Origin of the sequence: Pontibacter sp. H249 (assembly GCF_037892465.1) — a bacterium.
In the GTDB taxonomy this organism is placed as follows: Bacteria; Bacteroidota; Bacteroidia; order Cytophagales; family Hymenobacteraceae; genus Pontibacter.
On the sequence record NZ_JBBKTR010000003.1, the window covers coordinates 1 to 17562 of the forward strand.

Genomic DNA, 17562 nt, shown 5'->3' on the forward strand with positions numbered 1-17562 from the left:
CCAGGACAGCGAAAGGGCCAGTAAATTGAAACAAGAAATGACACAGTTTAAATTACACTCCCCATGGTTGCGGTTACTGTTCTCTAGCTTTGTGAAAGTTACACGGCCCATGTTCATACGTGTAGTAATTGTGTAGCCTTTCTTGCTGGCTCTTCTCTTTTTATAATAATCAATGTCAGGATTTGGAACTGCAGGTGGTTGTTGTATACTTTTCAACTCCTTTTGTTTGCCAAACAGGTAAAATGCCGACAATTGCACAACAACATTCCTTTTCCAGTTTTCCTGATCGATTACTTCTTTAAAACTCTGATTGAAGCGAACACCTAAACCCAGACCTGATAATGTTTGGTACCCAAAGCCACCGACGAAGCCAATATCAAATCTTTCAACAACACCAATCAAATTCCTGGTATGGCTGTGTTTGTTAATTGCACCACCAGCATCAGTTGTGCGTGTTACAGTCCGCTCTCCGTCCGCAAGAAAAGAGAACTGCGGTCCTAGTTCGAAATAAAAGCCTTTTGTCCCAATTTTAGCCAATATAGGCAGGTCGAGGTAATTAATTCGATTAGTTTCCTGATATAAGACAGTATCCTTATAAACCTGTTTATTGCTTCTGGCGATCTCGTATTGGTATCCCTTTTGAGCATAGTTTAGCTCTGGTTGCAGATAAAGGTTATCGTTGATCTTATGCGCTAGTATTATACCACCGTGGTAATGGCGTATCCAGTTGTAGCTGCCAAAAGAGGTGCTGATGCCGTTAATTTTGCTTATACTTCCTCCAAGGCGTATTCCAGGCATTGTTTGTGCCAAAAGCAGGTTTGTCTGTATCAGGAATAAGAGCAGTAGTAGAGCTTTCTTCATAAATATCAGAAAGTGAAAAATAGCTGATGTTTATGGAAGATATACGTATTGCAGCAATCTGGAAGGTAATATTTATACTTCTGAGTTAAGAGTGTAAAACAGCAGGTGCAGCTGCATTATTTATAAGTAACAGTGCAACAGCAGGGCCAAGAATAATCAAGTTGTTTTAGGGAGGAGGTTTATACTTTAACTAGAGATTGAAGGTTGAAATCTGAAGGCCAAAGCCATAAAACAAGTAACCCGCCTGCCAGTGCAATACCAAACAGCAAGAATACTCTCAGAAATACTCGCCGATTACCAAGTATGCCAACCAGTGCTCCTTTAAATACCAAGTTCGATAAAGCCGCCACAAGTATAACTTTCCAGCCTGTTTGCACCTCCAGGTTTCCAATGTTCATTAAACGAGCTGTAGATAACGTAATGGCATCAACATCTGTTAACCCGGAAACAATGGCTACAATAAACAAGCCTTTACTGCCTAGTTGGTCTTTGGCAAAGGCTGTGGCAAGTATAACAAGGGCATAAACCAACCCGAATACAAGTGCAGTTTTAAGTTGAGCCGGGTTATCCTGCTCCGGCATTTTCTCGCGGTCTTTTTTGCTGAACAAGTAGGTAACAGCACCTATAATCAGCATTAAAACTAGGAGTGCTGCAAGCGGAGGTAATACCACTGATATAGTGCCAGGAGCTACCACCGCTATTTCGGTTATAATGCGTGCTATAGAGACAATGGTGGCAATAAAAATAACAATGGCAGCAAGGCTGGTGCTGGTTTCAGCTTCTTTGCTGCGGCGGGCATAGCTTACGGTAGTAGCTGTGCTGGAAATTAACCCACCTAAAACACCGCCTAGTATCGTTCCGGCTCTTCCTCCAAATACTTTATAAGCAAAGTAGCCCAAAAGGCTAATGCCCACAATGAGCACTACCATTAACCAAATATTGTGAGGGTTCAGTACTTCATAAGGGCCATAAGTTTCGTTGGGCAGCACCGGCAGAATAATGAGCAGGAGTACTACAAACTGCATAATGGCTTTCAGATCCTTTTGCCCGATACGCTCTACAGCACGGTGCAGTGTTTCTTTGAGGTGTAGCAGAACTGCAGTAGTAGCACCAATGGCAATGGCTACAGTACCGCTACCCAGCATCAGGAAAGCTCCCACAACAAACATAAGTAAAGCTGCTGCCTCTGTGGTAAGGCCTGGGTCAAAATTTGGGTTATCTCTTCTCAGGGTGTTGGCAACAGCAACGAGTGCGGCCAGGCTAAGTAAACCTGCTGCCAGTACCCATCCGCCAAATTCCTGAGAAAGAAGTGCGGTAACAGAACCAAAAAGCGTTATAAGCGGAAACGTACGGATGCCTGCCAACTCAGACCGGTCGTGTTGCCGCTGTAAGCCTACAAGTAGTCCTAGTCCAAGGGATATCGCTAGTTTCTGGAACAGCTCTGACTCCATAAGGTGATGTTAGGTAATGCAATATACATTGCCTAAAACGATAAAAGTATAGCTATGGCTATACTTTTATACTTATATGCTTTAACTAAGGCAGAGTATGTAACTATAGTTGCTTTTCCTGGAGCAGTGTTCCAGATAGTCGTTTCATTTCAACTTCGGCGGTTTTGGCCTGGAACTGAATATCTATTAACCGATTAGATGCTACTAACTCGTTACGCTGCGCCTCTCTTAGCTCAATGGCTGTTAAAAGGCCTAATCGGTAACGCTCCAGGGCAATCTCTGCATTCTCTTGTGCCAGTTTCAGGTTATATTCTTCCAGGTCCAGTAGCTGCAGGCGGTTAGCGTACTGGCTGTATGCACGTGCCAGGTCAGATTGTAAGCGGTTTTGTTCCCGCATATACTCCAGGTTCACTGACTCCAGGTTTATGCGTGCATTCTGGGCCTGTCGATTAATGTTGAAGCCGTTAAAAATGGGTACACTAAGTGTTAAACCATAGTTGTAGCCTCTGTTCTGGTTAAACCGTGCCTGGAATTCGTTCAGAGGTTCTGCTTCCGAACGGCTAAAGTTATAGGCGCTGGTAACACCAATCACAGGAAAACGACTGGCACGAATAGCTTTTACATCAAGTTGAGCTAGTTGGCGGTCAAGTTGCAGGCGCTGCAGCAGCGGGTTAGAGGCACTCAGGTCTGTAGCGGCCATACCATAAGTTAGAGTAGGGTCTACTACAATGCTATCTGTTACTACAAAATCAATATCAGGATTGCGGCCTAACAATTGATTCAGGTTTATTTTGGCGTTTTGCAGTAGCTCCTGCTGCAACAGCAGCTCCGACCTATCGGCGTTGTAATCTACCCGTGCACGCAATATTTCTACTTTGGCACTAACGCCTACCTCGTATTGTGCTTGGGCAATTTCTACTCGCGCCTCTGAAATAGCAATGGCGTCCTGCAATGCCTGTATTTTAAAGGCCTGTCTGGCAACTTCAAAATAGCTTGCTGTAATTTGAGCTAGCGTTGCCTCCACTGTCTGCTTGGTAAAAAGCTCACCGGATTTTTCTAGTGTCTTTAAACGGTCTAAGTTGATAAACATGCCTAAGCCATCAAAAATTACCCAGTTTAGATTTGCCCCATAGCTCAGGTTGTTGGAACTGGCACCTCTGCGTATGCGGTCTGGTCCGGTGTTAAACTCCTGCCTGGAGTTGTTTTCGCTGAAGGTACGTGAAGCCCTGCCATCCACATTTGGCAGAAAACCTGCATTGCCCAACGTTACATTATTTTCAGAAATTGCCTCCTGCTTGGATGCAATCTGTATATCGTAGTTATTTTGCAGACCTAAACGAATGGCCTGCTCCAACGAAAGCTGCTCCTGGCTTAAAACTTTACCAGGCAGTAGTAGTGCTAATGCGACAAGAAAAAGCGCCGCTGCTCTATATGAATACATTTATACTTACTCTATCGCGTTAAAATCCTTTGGCTAATAATAATTGGTGCGAACTGGCGTGCTTATACGTACTCCGGCTGCTGCTTTTTGGCTTTCTCTTGTTTCTCCTCTTCATCAAGGTCCCGGATTACGTTAGCCTCAGCAGTTGAGAAGTAAGAATAAACCGCTGGAATTACATAAAGTGTAAGACCTGTGGCCAGAATAAGACCGCCCACAACGGCAATACCCATTGGCACACGGCTCTCTGCACCTGTACCCAGCGCAAGCGCAATTGGTAAAGTACCTAATATAGTAGAGAGCGATGTCATCAGGATAGGGCGGAAACGGGATACGGCGGCATCTGTGGCTGCATCAAGTTTCGTGAGGCCTTCTTCTTTACGTTGGTTGGCAAACTCTACCAGCAGGATACCGTTTTTCGTTACCAGACCTACCAGCATAATCATACCAATCTGGCTGAAGATGTTCAATGTTTGACCAAAGTACCATAAACTTACTAAAGCACCCGAAAGGGCCAGTGGTACGGTAAACATGATAATGATCGGATCACGGAAGCTTTCGAACTGTGCGGCAAGTGCCAGGTAGATAAGGCCTAGCGCTAGAAGGAAAGCAAACATTAAGCTGCCTGAGCTCTCAGAAAAATCTCTTGACTGGCCGCTAAGGCTGGTCTGGAAGGTTTCGTCCAGTACTTCGTCTGCAATACCATCCATTACTTCTAAGCCATCGCCAATAGTTTTGCCTTTAGCTAGTGTAGCACTAAAAGTTGCAGCCGCAAAACGGTTAAAACGGTAAACCTGAGGCGAAGCGCTTTCTTCTTTTAATTCGATCAGGTTGTCTAGTTGGATCAGTTCACCGCTGCTGCTCTTTACATAAAGGCTGCGCAGGTCTAGAGGTTCACTGCGGTTTTCGCGGGCTACCTGGCCCAGTATCTGGTACTGCTTGCCGCCTTTTACAAAGTATCCGAAGCGTGAACCGCTTAAGCCGAGCTGTATAGTTTGTGCAATATCGCGCACACTCACACCTAAGCTTTGTGCTTTTTCACGGTCAATTTCTACGCGCAGTTCGGGTTTGTTAAATTTCAGGTTTACGTCTACAAAGTTGAAGGTCGGGTCTTGCTGTGCTTTTTCAAGGAACGGCGGGATGATCTCGCGCAGCTTCTCCATATTCTGAGACTGCACCACGAACTGTATAGGTTGCCCGGCGCCACGTCCGCCGCCTAGTCCTTTATCACCTGAGGCAAAAGCCCTTGCACCTGGTATCTGGTTAATTAGCGAAGACATACTTTCCACAATTTCCTGCTGTGTCTGGGTACGCTCCTCAGCAGGCACTAAACGCAGGCGTATAAAGCCTGAGTTTGAGTTTCGCGTCATGGAAGTTATACTTGAGATACCCTGCACCGAATCGTTAACCAAAGCGGTAAGCTCATTCATGTACTGGTCCATAAACTCAAACGATGCACCCTCAGGGCCTGTGGCGTTTATTCTAAGTCCTGCTCTGTCTTCATCAGGCGTTAGCTCAGATTGCAGCGTAGACATCTGCCACCAGATAGTGCCTGCGGCAACACCAATAAGTATAAAGGCTACCCAACGTACGCGCATAAAGGCTTCCAGGCTGCTGCGGTAGCCATTAGTCAGAGCCAGGAAAAACGGCTCAGTTTTGCGGTAGAACCAGTTTGGCCTGTCTCTGTGCTTAAGAATGCGCGACGACATCATCGGCGTTAAGGTAAGCGACACAAACGACGAAATAATTACTGAACCTGCCACCACAATACCAAATTCACGGAACAGCCGGCCTGTTGAGTCTTCCAGGAAGGCTACCGGCATAAACACTGCCGCAAGTGCAACAGTAGTAGAGATAATAGCGAAGTAAATCTCCTTGGCTCCTTTTTTAGCTGCCAGCAAGGGTTTTTCGCCCTTCTCTATACGGGTGTAAATATTCTCCAGCATTACAATGGCATCATCTACTACCAGACCAATGGCCAGTACGATACCCAGCAACGTGAGCACGTTAATGGAGAAATCCATCACGTACATGATAAAGAAGCTACCGATCAGGGATACCGGAATAGCAACCACAGGTATAACTGTAGAACGCCAGTCGCGCAGAAACAGGAAGATCACAATTACTACAAGGCCAAAAGCTACAATAATGGTCTCCTTCACCTCTGCAATAGAAGCCCTTACATACTGCGAGTTATCGAAGCCGATAGTCAGTTGCAGGTCTTCGGGGATATCTTTTTTGATGTGCTCCAGGCGTCGGTAAAACTCGTCGGCAATCTCTATTTGGTTAGATCCTGGCTGCGGTACCAGCACCACACCGATCATCGGGATACCGTTGTAACGCAGTACTGTTTTCTCGTTTTCAGGGGCTAGCTGGGCGTAGCCGATATCTCGGAAGCGGATCAGGCGGTCAGCATCCTGGCGCACAATCAGACTATTAAACTCCTCTGGTGTAGAAATACGGCCCATAGTTCTAACGGAAAGCTCGGTGGTAGCACCTTCTATACTTCCGGAAGGCAGCTCCACGTTCTGGCGCGCTAAGGCTGTTTGTACTTCAAGAGGTGTAACGCGCAGGGCAGCCAGTTTTTCAGGGTCCATCCAGAGGCGCATCGAGTAACGCTTATCACCCCAGATCATGATCTCACTAACACCCGGTATGGTTTGCAGCTGCTCCTTAAATACGTTTGTTCCGATGTCTGAAAGATCAAGCAGCGAACGGCTCTCACTTCTGATGCCCAAGAACAGAATAGGGTTGGCATCGGCATCGGCTTTTGCTACGGTAGGTGGCTCAGCATCTTCAGGTAATCTCCGCTGTGTTCTGGCTACACGGTCGCGTACATCGTTTGCAGCAGTTTCCAGGTCTACATCCAGGTTAAACTCTACGGTAATGTTACTGCTACCATCGCTGCTAGTTGAGGTTAGTGTTCTGATGCCCGCAATACCGTTGATTGACTCTTCCAGTGGCTCCGTAATCTCGGATTCTATTGTTTCGGCGTTGGCACCCGTGTAGGAGGTTCTTACGTTAACAATCGGCGGATCCACGCTGGGGTACTCCCGCACCCCGAGGTAGGTAATGCCAATAAATCCGAATACCATGATTGTGATGCTCATCACGATGGCCAGTACCGGACGCTTTATACTTATATTTGATAAACTTGCCATATAGATCTTTGGTAGTATCTGGTAACAGAAATAAGTATACTTTAAAGCAGCTTGTGCTATGTAATGTTTAAGTGCTTAATTCTTTTACCTGTTTGTAAGCGTTTATTAGTTTGTCTTCGGGTTAGCAGCCTGCCTGCATTAATTATACAAAGGCCGGCTGCCACTATTTTAGAACGTTTCCGGATATGTTTCCGGCATTTCTGCGGTGTAAATTATTCTTTAGCAGCTGGTTGTTGTGCAGTAGTCTCAGGCTCATCAGCTTTTTGCACCTTGCGTATGTTCAGGTTTGAGCCGTCGCGTAATTGCATAATACCAGAGCGGATAATTGTATCGCCGGGAGCCACACCTTCTACAATCTGTATTAGGGTTTCGGAGCGCTGGCCAATTTTTACCATTTGCGGTACTGCTTTACCATTTTTAGCCAGATAAATTTTATGTCCGGTTGCCTCTGGTATGATAGACTCTGTCGGGATCAAGATGGCATCGTCTGAGTTTTGCAGCGAAAGGGCTACACTTACAAAGGCGCCTGGCTTTACCTCTTCGTTTTTATTGTCAAAAAGGGCTCTCACCTGTAGCGTACGGGTGGTTGGGTCTATCCCCGGCTGAACAGCGTAAACAGATGCATCATATACTTTTGGATTTCCTTCTACTGTAAAGGTAATCTTATCGCCGGCTTTTACCTGCTGGCTATAGCGGCCGGGTATGGCAAAATCTATTTTTACAGGACTGATGTCTACAATGCGGGTGATAGGCGTAGTGGCAGACACATAGCTGCCCTCACTTACCTGGCGCAAGCCGATTACTCCATCAAAAGGAGCTCTGATATACGCTTTAGCCAGTGTAGCTTTTAAAGCCTGTATGTCGGCAGTTGCCGTAGCTAACTGGTTGCTTACCTGGTCGTACTCCTGCGCGCTGATGTACTCTTTCTTCAGCAGGGTGCGCTGGCGCTCCTCCATATCGCGGTACAACTTCTGGTTAGATTCCAGCTTTTGCAGCTGAGCACGCAGTTCGGCATCGTTTACAGTTACCAGTAGTTGGCCTTTCTGCACGCGGGTGCCTTCCTTAAAATTTATACTTGTAACACGGCCGGCAATCTCGCTGCGTAGTTCTACTTCTTCGTTTGGTAGCACTGTACCGGTAGTTGTAATTTTGTTTTGGTATGCAGACGGCGAAACGACAAACACATCCACGGCTACTCGCTGCACCATAGGACCGCCGCCACCCCTTCCGCTTGCTGCTGGCGCTGCATCTTCGCCGGCAAATATTTTAGAATAGAGGAGGTAGCCAACAGCTACAACAGCTACCAGTATAAGAATGGACTTGACAGGTTTACTCATTTAGTTTAGTTCCGTGTTATTTTATAGGTTAGCGTAAATTACAATGCCCTTTGCTTCGTAAAGTCTTTTAAACAAGGCATCTTGTCTTAGACTATGCAAAAGGTAAAACGTTTAAAGTTACTCCATAGCAAAATTAAACAAAAGTAAGGGTGCTGGTTACTCTACCAAACGAGGCATTTAAAAGACAAACAACTTGCCTCTGTGTTTAAACAGTATTTGTATAAAATTAGTCCTCTATGAGCGAAAACAAAAAGAAAGAGAATTTTTTTCAGGATGTGTACGAAGTGGTACAGCTTATACCAAAGGGTAGAGTAACATCTTACGGTGCCATTGCCAGTTACCTGGGGGCCAAAGGCTCTGCTCGCATGGTGGGTTGGGCACTTATCGCCTCGCACCCGCTTACAAAAATACCAGCACACAGAGTGGTTAACAGAGTAGGCCTACTAACCGGAAGCCAGCATTTTGAAGTTCCCAACGCCATGCAGGAGCGGCTGGAGGCAGATGGTGTTAAAGTAGTGAACAACCAGGTAATTGATTTTGAGAAGCTGTTCTGGGACCCGGCAAAGGAACTAGTTTAAAGTAAACGTTAGGGCATGTTGCAACGGAATTATGCAGCCAAAGCCAATAGCGTAAGCGAAGATTACAACGTCAGAATTGAGATGGGAGAGATAATGTGTTAAGATACATCATCTTTTGCTTTACCCACTTCGCCTGGCACATAAGATAATCTAGTTATAAGTATACTCAGTTGTAACAAGCAATGTAAGTTATACCTGTTTTGTTGCAACAGACTATTTCTAAACCCGCAAAGTATTTGTTTGAGTTCTCGTTTATACTTTACCCTAATACTTATTTAACAGAGCTAAAAATTCTTCCCCACCTGATTTTATCAAACAAACCACCGTATTGGTTCGTTGACATCCAAACAAATACTGCCTTCCCTACAATATGGTCTTCTGGCACGTAGCCCCAGTAGCGGGAGTCTAGGGAGTTGTGGCGGTTGTCACCCATCATAAAATAATAGTCTTGCCTAAAGGTATACTGCTTCGTTTCTTTGCCGTTGATGTATAACTTCCCATCCCTTACAGCTGCATCCTCGTTGTGCTCATAATCAAGTATAGCCTTCTGGTAGAAGGGCAGAGACTCAGGTGTTATGGCTACGGTAGCACCTTTTTGAGGGATGTATAACGGTCCGAAGTTATCTCTGTTCCAGTTAAGGTTTGCCAACTGTGGGAAAACCTCTCCGGCTGTATCAGTTTGCTCCCACAGGGCAACTTCTTTTATAAAGTCAAGCGATTTAAGCTCTGCAACCAACCCAGGAGAGGCATCAATTACATATCCTTCATCCCATAGCATCACATCATGCACTCTAATATTTCTATCAAGGAAGAACTTCTCACTTAATCGCCGGTCTGTTTTAATGTAGTACTTGTACTGCGTCTGCTCTAACATCGACAGTGCTTTGCCATTTATGTACACCTGGCTGTTCCGAATCATGAGGGAGTCGCCGGGTAAGCCAATGGCGCGCTTGATATAGTTGGTGCGAAGGTCGGCAGGGTGATGATCCTCTGTGGGGAAATTAAACACTACCACATCGTTGTGCGCTACAGCTGAGAAGCCCGGCAGGCGGTATGAGGGCAACTGAAAGGCATTGGAGTATGAGGGAATGTTTGTGCCCCAAATGGTCTGGTGTGTTAGGGGAACCTGCAAAGGGGTAACTGGTGTACGCGGACCGTAATGCAACTTGCTTACAAACAGGAAATCGCCCACAAGCAAGGACTTCTCCATGGATGGTGTGGGAATGGTGTAGGCTTCAACTGTTCCCCACCTGATCAAACTGGCGGCCACTACGGCAAAAAGTATAGCATCTCCCCACTCACGGGCAAAACTTTTTTTCTTTTTGGGCGCTGTAACGGCTGGTTTCTTATTGAATAGCTTTGTTTTCATGAGTGTTGTCATTGTAGGCTGCTGAAGATAAGTATTAATTTGCTTATCTGTATCGAGAGAGGTTTGGAAGGCAGCCCTAAAGTATTTCTATTCTTCGTAAACGGTACTGCTAAAGACAGCCGCCGTATCAGGTTTAATTCGTTAACTGCAGGCAAGATAGCTATTTGCAGAGGAGCTATCCAACTACATGGCGGCGGTTGCCTTTAGCTTTGGTTGGCAGCTGGCTTTATTATTTATCCATATGCTATCATTATCAACTGTATACAATAAAGCTTGTCAATATTAAACAGAAAGCTATTATTGTCAAATTAATAAATGCTCGTATAATCCAGATTTGTTTCGAAAAATTATGCTTAAGAACTTTAGTTAACAAAACAGCAAGCCCCATAAACATAAACCAAATTGTAAAAAAAAAGCGAAATTCTCCCTCTAACGATTATCGTAACAGCATCATGAATCAGGCCACAAAAAATAAATGTGAAAATCAATGAAATCGAAACTGGCAAAATCCTTTTCAGTGGTTTGAAAATGAATTTTCCTAAATAATATCCAAAGATGGGATTCCAATAATTCCAAAATGTTGAAAAATTTTTCGCTCCCAATGAACGATAAAGATTGTTTCTTAAAGATTTTGGGCCTCCTATTGCTACGCCATTCCTTTTTTTTACATATTGTGTTAAAGTTAAATTCATTTCTAAATGGCTTTTTTGATTACCACAAACGGTCTAGTATTTGGTTTGTAGCTATAAAAAATCATTATACTGTCCGTCTGCGAAATAGTGAGTTGAGAGCCGATGACCTTATTTTAAGCACTTTCCCCGCCATGAAATAAATGCTGTATTGGTACGCGTGCTTTTCATTATTCTATATTAATTTTTTGTCGTTCTTCTTCCACTTTGTCCCATAATTCTTGGTTGTCCGATTCCGCCATAGCTTTTTTAACTGCAATGACATAATCTGGGTGGTTTCGGTACTTGAATTCTAACCAGGCCTCTTTTGGGAGGAGTAACATAATTAGTCCAAGTCCACCGTAAACAGCAATGCGCTTAAATATTTTTGTGTAGTAGTCTGATTTTGACTTGGAGTACTTCACTGCTCCAACTATCAAGGCAACTACGAGCCCAAACAGGCCAACACCTAAATTTATACTTGCGCCAGGCCAATCTTGGAATTTGAAAAGTAACCCGATGAGTGTTATTGAGAGAGCAAGTCCTGTCAGTACAGCCCCAATAATTCGCATGGTGCTAATGCCTTTATAGGAGTCTTTCTTGAAAATGTGGCGTAGGCGTATGCCGTTGAAGAGAGCAAAACTCAAGTACATGTAAAGCACCGAAATTGCTGATAAGGATAATACTGTCAGGACGCTACCACCCGGAGCAAATAGTAAGTTGAGCAATAGTGCTACAGCAGCAATTGCTCCAAGAACTATTTCTGTTTTCTTCATTTTTGTCTATAATATATGTGTGCCAATTTACTTAGCTAAACTGTGGCGTAGCTAAAGTGCAGGTGTGGTTAGGTTAAAGCATATTAAAGAATGTTCACTTACATTAACTGATATAAATTCAGTAGAAGCAAAAGCACACTTATAATTAAAGTGATTAGCGAAATGATCTTCCATACTGCTGGTAGCTTCATAGCGATGTTGCTTAGCACAACTGCTACTGCGCATAAACTAACACTTATATAGTTCAAAGTATAGCTACCATGGAGAAATGCAGGTAAAAAGTTATTAAAGATGGCTACCCTTTCTTCATGTGTTCCTGCAGCGTTAAAAGCTTTGATCCAGGCTACTTGGATAAGCAAAGCAATAAACATACATACAGCCCCACTGTAAGCAAAAGCCTTTAGGCTTACCAAATTCTCACTTTTTACATCCATGGTTGTATTACTAATGATTTAACGTTTAGTACAGGCGAGGCCCGAAGCTTCAGCGCAGGGTTTAGCTTATACATTGTTATGGGTTTTTATAATTCCTTTATATCATTTAGTAAATTATTCATAGTATTCCATAGTTTGCCTTGTGTTTCGGGACCACTTTGATTTGTAATTATGGAGACACCTAAATTATACTTAGGAATAATTAATAAGTAGTTTTGTGTACCGAATGCACCACCGTGGATGGTATAGTAGATATCATCTTCATCGTTAGTAATTATTGGCCATAAATACCCCATTTTTATATCATTTTCAGAAAAAATCAATTTATGAGATTCTGCTGCTGCTAAATTGTTGTTTTCAAGCTGAAACTTCATATAATTTACTAAATCAGCTGTGGTTGATTTTATACCACCATCTGCTCCCCATAAAGTATTTGCGAAATGAGGCACTAGTTTATTAGTTTCACCATAGCCATTTGCTAATCTGTTTAATTCTTCTGCTGATAATTTTACTTTAGTATCTTTCATTCCAGCTGGTTTACAAATAAATTTTTGTAATAGCTGGTCATAAGTCATTTTATATACTTTTTCTAAAATGTAGGCCATTACCTCTGTATCAGCATTTGAATAGTTAAAGCTAGTTCCAGGTATAGCAGCAATTTTTACAGTTTGCAAGTCACCCAAAAATTGAGTTTTACTATAGTTTTTTTCTATCTCATATATTCTAAAGGGAAGTTTCTCATCAATAGTATCGAAGAGGGCATCTATACTTGTTGGTAAGGATCTCGGAAGTCCAGAAGTATGCGTAATAAGGTGCTTTATTTTTATAGGACTATTATTGTATTCTAAGTTCGAAAAATCTCCATCAAGATACTTTCGAATATCATCGTCCAAATTAATTTTCTTATCGAGAACTGCTTGAGCGACCAAAGTCCCTGTGAAAGATTTGCTAACAGAAGCAATTTCATATATTGTTGCATCTGTCGGTTTGTTCCCTATTCCCTTATCCAATTCTCCAAAATGGCCTGTGTAGGTTTCTCCATCTTTATAAATACCAATTGAAACTGAATTTATTTTAGGATCAAGAAGCAGAGAATCGGCATTCTTTTCTATTGAAATCTTAACACTATCAATTTTGCTATTTGTAATGTTTTTTGAATGTTTATTGCAACTTGAAATTGTAATTCCAAGAATCAAAAGTATAATTAACTTCATTTTTTTAGGTTTTTTATTGCCCATAACGGTCTCTTACATTAGGTGAGCGAGGCTCTGCCGAAGCTTTGCACATGTAAATTGTTAGCCTGATTTTTTCTTATTCTCCGCAAACTACCTTTGTCACCAATTGTGTCTCAGGGTCAAAGTATATTTCTGTTCCTGTCGAAGCAAGAAATACTGAAGGATAAGTAAGGTAGTATGTCTTTTCTTTGCTGTTGTTAAAGCTGGTCCATATCTCACTTCTATTTCTCATTCTGTAGTATTCATAGTCTCCCATCACTTTCTTCGCTTCTTCCAGCGTCATACCTACTTTCACACTTCCACACATAGATAAGTATTGGGAAGCGTCATTCTGTTCTTTCAGAAAATCATATATGGTTTTAACAGTAGCAATAAAGCCTATGAATGCAAAAATGTACAAGAGTTTCTTCTTCATTTAAATTAAGGCTAACTACTGGATAAACACAAACATACGCTTATCTGCACTATGTACGGACTTAATTAATTCTTACTTTAAAAGCTTTTGCCGTCTTAAAAGCCTAACTAATTGTTTCTTACGTAATATAGTGCTTGTGCAATATAAGGAATTATGTTTATGTATAAGTTTCTGCTTCATTCAAACTAGCATGGTGAACAGGAAATATATATGTCCCCCCGACATAGCATCTGTACTATACTATTTTTACCTATAAGCTGCTATGTCTGGTTCATTAATAAATTCATGTTTTTACAAATCCAGAAATCTCTTCAGTAGCAGCCATAGCAATCAGGAAAGAGACTGCACTAAGCTATATTAACTGGTATAATTAAAGTATAAATCAGAACCCTATTCCTTGATACTTTCTAAGTAAATCTTTTTGCCCCAGAAACTGTTAGACCAGCAAATGATGCTGCTTGGCCTTTATACTTAGTCAATTGTCTAAAACAAAGTATAGCAGGCTAGCGCACAGCAGTATAAAGTATAACTTTGTAACATGGAAGTAAAGTTGAGTACGGTCAGGGCAATAACCCCGGAGGCATGGAGTCTGCCTGATGTGCGTAACATTACGCAGAACAGGCTGATGTTACACGTGCTTTTTTGGGCGGTATATGTGGTGTTTTTTGGGTTGTTGTATGGCAGCTATATTGATGATTACTACAACGCATTTATGGTAGAGCTGGTAGAGCTGCCGTTTAAAATGCTGCTAGTATACTTTAATATGTACTACCTGATGCCGCGCTACCTACTCGAAAAACGATACCTCGAGTTTTTCGTGTACCTGCTACTGCTCATGGGTGCCATTGCAGCAATGCTGCAGTTTGTGCTGCTTCCCTTCCTTATTCATCCGCTTTTTTGCCCCACTACCTGCACACAGGACAACTTTACGATGTATCGTTTTATTAAAAACGAAGTAAATGTAAGTTATGTAATTGCCATTACTACGGTTATCGCCTTGCTTAAAACCTGGTACCGGCAACAGAAAGCTGCTCAAAGCCTTACGCAAGATAAACTGGAGGCCGAGCTTAAGGTGCTTAAAGGCCAGATTCACCCACACTTCCTTTTTAATACGCTTAACAGCCTATACTCACTCACTCTTAAAAAGTCCGACAACGCCCCGGAGGTAGTGCTAAAGCTTTCGAGCTTAATGGACTACATGCTCTATGATGCCAATGCCGCCACTGTGGCGCTTGAGAAAGAGCTGGCGTACATTAAAAACTATGTGGCCCTGGAGCAGATGCGCTATGGCGATAGGGTAGATGTGCAGGTAACCGAAGCCGGAAGTATAGCAGGTAAACAGATTGCCCCTATGCTGCTGCTGCCCTTTGTAGAGAATGCCTTTAAACACGGTGTAAGCACCGAAACCGAAAATGCCTGGGTGCGCATAGATGTAAAGGTGGTAGAGAACAAGTTGGTACTGCTGGTAGAGAACTGCAAATGCGGTACAAAAGCCAGCACGAATACCCGCGACATGGCATCTGGTATCGGGCTTAAAAACCTGCAGCGCCGCCTAGAGCTGCTTTACGATGGCAAGTTTAAGCTAGATATAGAAGATGAACCGGAAAGTTACGCAGCCAGGCTGGAGATAATCCTTGATTAAGTTTAATTGCAATGTATAAAGTAGATCGCAGGTCAAAGTATACATAACACCTGTTTAACCTCAAGATAAAAGTATGAAAATCAAATGCATGATAGTAGACGATGAGCCGCTGGCACTGGATGTGCTAGAAACGTTTATCGAACGCCTGGATAACCTGGAGCTGGTGTGCCGCTGCAATAACGCCCTGGAAGCCTACAACTGCCTGCAAACCCACAAGGTAGACCTGCTGTTCCTGGATATACAGATGCCCAAACTAACAGGTATTGATTTTCTGAAAACACTCACTAACCCACCTAAAGTAATTTTTACTACCGCCTACCGCGACTACGCTTTGGAAGGTTTTGAACTGAATGCTGTTGATTACCTGCTAAAACCGATCGCGTTTGAGCGCTTCCTGAAAGCGGTATCTAAGGTAACAACTGCTGCTGAGGTAGCAAAGCCAGCTGCCATTGCTGCACCTGTTGTGGCACCACTTGCCACCACCTCCGGCCCCGGTTACAAAGAGGCTTTCATATACCTTAAAGCCGATAAGAAAATGGTGAAGATAATGCTCTCGGATATACTTTACATAGAAAGCTTAAAAGATTACATCCGGGTTAAAACAGAGACAAAAGAGATTATCTCGTATCAAAAAATTTCTTTTTTGGAAGAAAAGCTGCCAACCGATAAGTTTCTGCGCATACACCGGTCTTTTATCGTTGCACTAGATAAAATACAAGCCTTTTCTGCCACCGCTGTCGATATCGGTAAAACCGAAATTCCAATCGGCCGCTTCTACAAAAACGAAGTACTGCAGATACTAAACCAGAACAACCTGCTGGAGGCGTAGATGTACGAGTTATAAATTATGAGACAGCTAAAGTATAGCGTTTATACTTTAGTTACTTAAATTGATAGGGCAAAGCAGAACTATAGCAGTTTATTAAAAGTATAACTTCTGCTCAGACCGTAATTTTAATTCAGCATTTAGATTTCCCCCAAAGTGTACATCTCCAAAAAAAAGCTGTTTTACCCGATCAGCAAAGGGCTACGCAAGTACCTGCACCACTACGACCGCGAAACAAAGCTGCCGGTAAAGTACGAGGACCTGCTGCATTATTCCGATTCGTTTCCGTATTACGACAAGCAGGGGCACGACACGCTGTGGGAGTCGGTGATGTATGAGCAGCAGTCTCAGGGAGAGCTGAACCGTGGCCTTACCATGATCTATGCCTTGCTGAAGACAGACGGCGATATGTCGGTGATGGAGCACTTATACGTATCCAGGATAGATTACTGCACATTTGGTAACTCCAATCCGTTTAGGGTGCAGATCATGAACCAGCTAAACGACAACTACGACTACTTTTATGTGAAAAAAGCCGATGCCTCACGTGTATATGGTCTGGAGCTGGAGCACATACTATCGCCAAGCCGTATTAACTACTTGGTAGATGGAGATTCGCTGATTGAGGAGCACATTGCAGGTATACCCGGCGATGCTTTCATAAAAGATTACCTGAACCGTAAAACAGCCAACAAAGTACGTATCGCTAAAGAGTTCGTAAAATTTAACGAACGCTGCTTTATCCGTCTGCTGGGCGATATGCGTTCTTACAATTATGTGGTAGACGTAACTCCCGATTTTGAGGACGAACAGTACCGTGTGCGCCCCATCGACTTCGATCAGCAGTCTTACGAAGGTAAGAAAACCATGTATCTGCCCCAGTTCTTTAAAGACAACAACGCCATTGTAAACCTCGTGCTCACGCTACTAAAACCAGATGTAGTAAAGCAGTACCAGAACGAGGAACGCACCCTCATGTTCCGTAGGCTTAAATCGGCACGTTACCGCCTGAAAGATTTAATTGACTGCATGCGGCAGGATACGATCTCCACACCAGAAAAAATTGAACTGCTAAAGAAGGAGCTGGCTGAGCATCACAACTCCAAAGAATTCTTGAAGTGCAAATGTATGGGCGATCTAGTACGTTTAAACCTTAAAACTTTACTTGTAAAGGTGCCTAAGCTGGTGTGAGTGATTGCTGGTTTTTGATTATTACCCGGTACTGCCAATTTTAAAGATTCTGTATTGGTTTCGTCATTTCGAACGCCAGTGAGAAATCTGGTGCATATCACGATACCGCAATATTTCAGATTTCTCATTGGCGCTCGAAATAACAACTTAGCTCTAAGTTAATGGTAGGTGTGATTGAAC

The 17562-nt window shown here is 43.1% G+C and carries 14 protein-coding genes; 4 read left to right on the top strand and 10 right to left on the bottom strand.

Translation table 11 applies throughout. From position 1 onward, the window contains the following. From WG943_RS04825 to WG943_RS04845, 5 genes are all read right to left on the bottom strand, one after another. Window positions 1-861, bottom strand: an 861-nt coding sequence (locus WG943_RS04825; RefSeq protein WP_340407132.1) for a porin family protein, incomplete at its 3' end; no start/stop codon positions are given. Window positions 862-1040: 179 nt separating this feature from the next. Further along, window positions 1041-2312 carry an MgtC/SapB family protein gene (locus WG943_RS04830; RefSeq protein ID WP_340407135.1) on the bottom strand — a complete coding sequence of 424 codons (1272 nt, stop codon included), beginning with the start codon at window positions 2310-2312 and terminating at the stop codon, window positions 1041-1043. A 103-nt stretch (window positions 2313-2415) separates the two neighbouring features. After that, window positions 2416-3753 carry a TolC family protein gene (locus WG943_RS04835; RefSeq protein ID WP_340407136.1) on the bottom strand — a complete coding sequence of 446 codons (1338 nt, stop codon included), beginning with the start codon at window positions 3751-3753 and terminating at the stop codon, window positions 2416-2418. Between the two features lie 62 nt (window positions 3754-3815). Continuing rightward, window positions 3816-6911: an efflux RND transporter permease subunit gene (locus WG943_RS04840; protein WP_340407137.1), complete on the bottom strand. Its 3096-nt coding sequence runs from the start codon at window positions 6909-6911 to the stop codon at window positions 3816-3818. 212 nt (window positions 6912-7123) lie between these two features. Further along, window positions 7124-8248: an efflux RND transporter periplasmic adaptor subunit gene (locus WG943_RS04845; RefSeq protein WP_340407138.1), complete on the bottom strand. Its 1125-nt coding sequence runs from the start codon at window positions 8246-8248 to the stop codon at window positions 7124-7126. 236 nt (window positions 8249-8484) lie between these two features. Between WG943_RS04845 and WG943_RS04850 the strand changes: the two genes are divergently transcribed. Beyond that, window positions 8485-8826 carry an MGMT family protein gene (locus tag WG943_RS04850; protein ID WP_340407139.1) on the top strand — a complete coding sequence of 114 codons (342 nt, stop codon included), beginning with the start codon at window positions 8485-8487 and terminating at the stop codon, window positions 8824-8826. A 271-nt stretch (window positions 8827-9097) separates the two neighbouring features. Here WG943_RS04850 and lepB read toward each other — a convergent pair whose 3' ends face one another. The 5 genes from lepB to WG943_RS04875 all read right to left on the bottom strand — a co-directional run bounded on the left by lepB (window position 9098) and on the right by WG943_RS04875 (window position 13723). Continuing rightward, the gene (lepB, locus tag WG943_RS04855) at window positions 9098-10195 is read right to left on the bottom strand and encodes a signal peptidase I (protein WP_340407140.1); all 1098 of its coding nucleotides are present in this window, start codon (window positions 10193-10195) and stop codon (window positions 9098-9100) included. 362 nt (window positions 10196-10557) lie between these two features. After that, window positions 10558-10887, bottom strand: a complete 330-nt coding sequence (locus WG943_RS04860) for an MBOAT family O-acyltransferase (RefSeq protein WP_340407141.1) — start codon at window positions 10885-10887, stop codon at window positions 10558-10560. A 167-nt stretch (window positions 10888-11054) separates the two neighbouring features. Then, complete coding sequence (locus WG943_RS04865) at window positions 11055-11639, bottom strand: GldL-related protein (RefSeq protein ID WP_340407143.1); 585 nt, start codon at window positions 11637-11639, stop codon at window positions 11055-11057. 520 nt (window positions 11640-12159) lie between these two features. After that, window positions 12160-13287 (bottom strand): serine hydrolase domain-containing protein, encoded by a 1128-nt coding sequence (locus WG943_RS04870; protein WP_340407145.1) that lies wholly within the window; start codon window positions 13285-13287, stop codon window positions 12160-12162. 97 nt (window positions 13288-13384) lie between these two features. Continuing rightward, entirely contained in the window at window positions 13385-13723 is a 339-nt protein-coding gene (locus WG943_RS04875) for a hypothetical protein (RefSeq protein ID WP_340407146.1), read from the bottom strand. Between the two features lie 538 nt (window positions 13724-14261). On the opposite strand from WG943_RS04875, the gene WG943_RS04880 reads away from it, so the two are divergent. From WG943_RS04880 to WG943_RS04890, 3 genes are all read left to right on the top strand, one after another. Continuing rightward, window positions 14262-15365, top strand: a complete 1104-nt coding sequence (locus tag WG943_RS04880) for a sensor histidine kinase (RefSeq protein WP_340407148.1) — start codon at window positions 14262-14264, stop codon at window positions 15363-15365. Window positions 15366-15438: 73 nt separating this feature from the next. Next, window positions 15439-16194 (top strand): LytR/AlgR family response regulator transcription factor, encoded by a 756-nt coding sequence (locus WG943_RS04885; RefSeq protein ID WP_340407149.1) that lies wholly within the window; start codon window positions 15439-15441, stop codon window positions 16192-16194. Window positions 16195-16347: 153 nt separating this feature from the next. Further along, window positions 16348-17382, top strand: coding sequence for a hypothetical protein (locus WG943_RS04890; protein WP_340407150.1), 1035 nt, complete (start codon window positions 16348-16350; stop codon window positions 17380-17382). The last annotated feature ends 180 nt before the right edge of the window (window positions 17383-17562 follow it).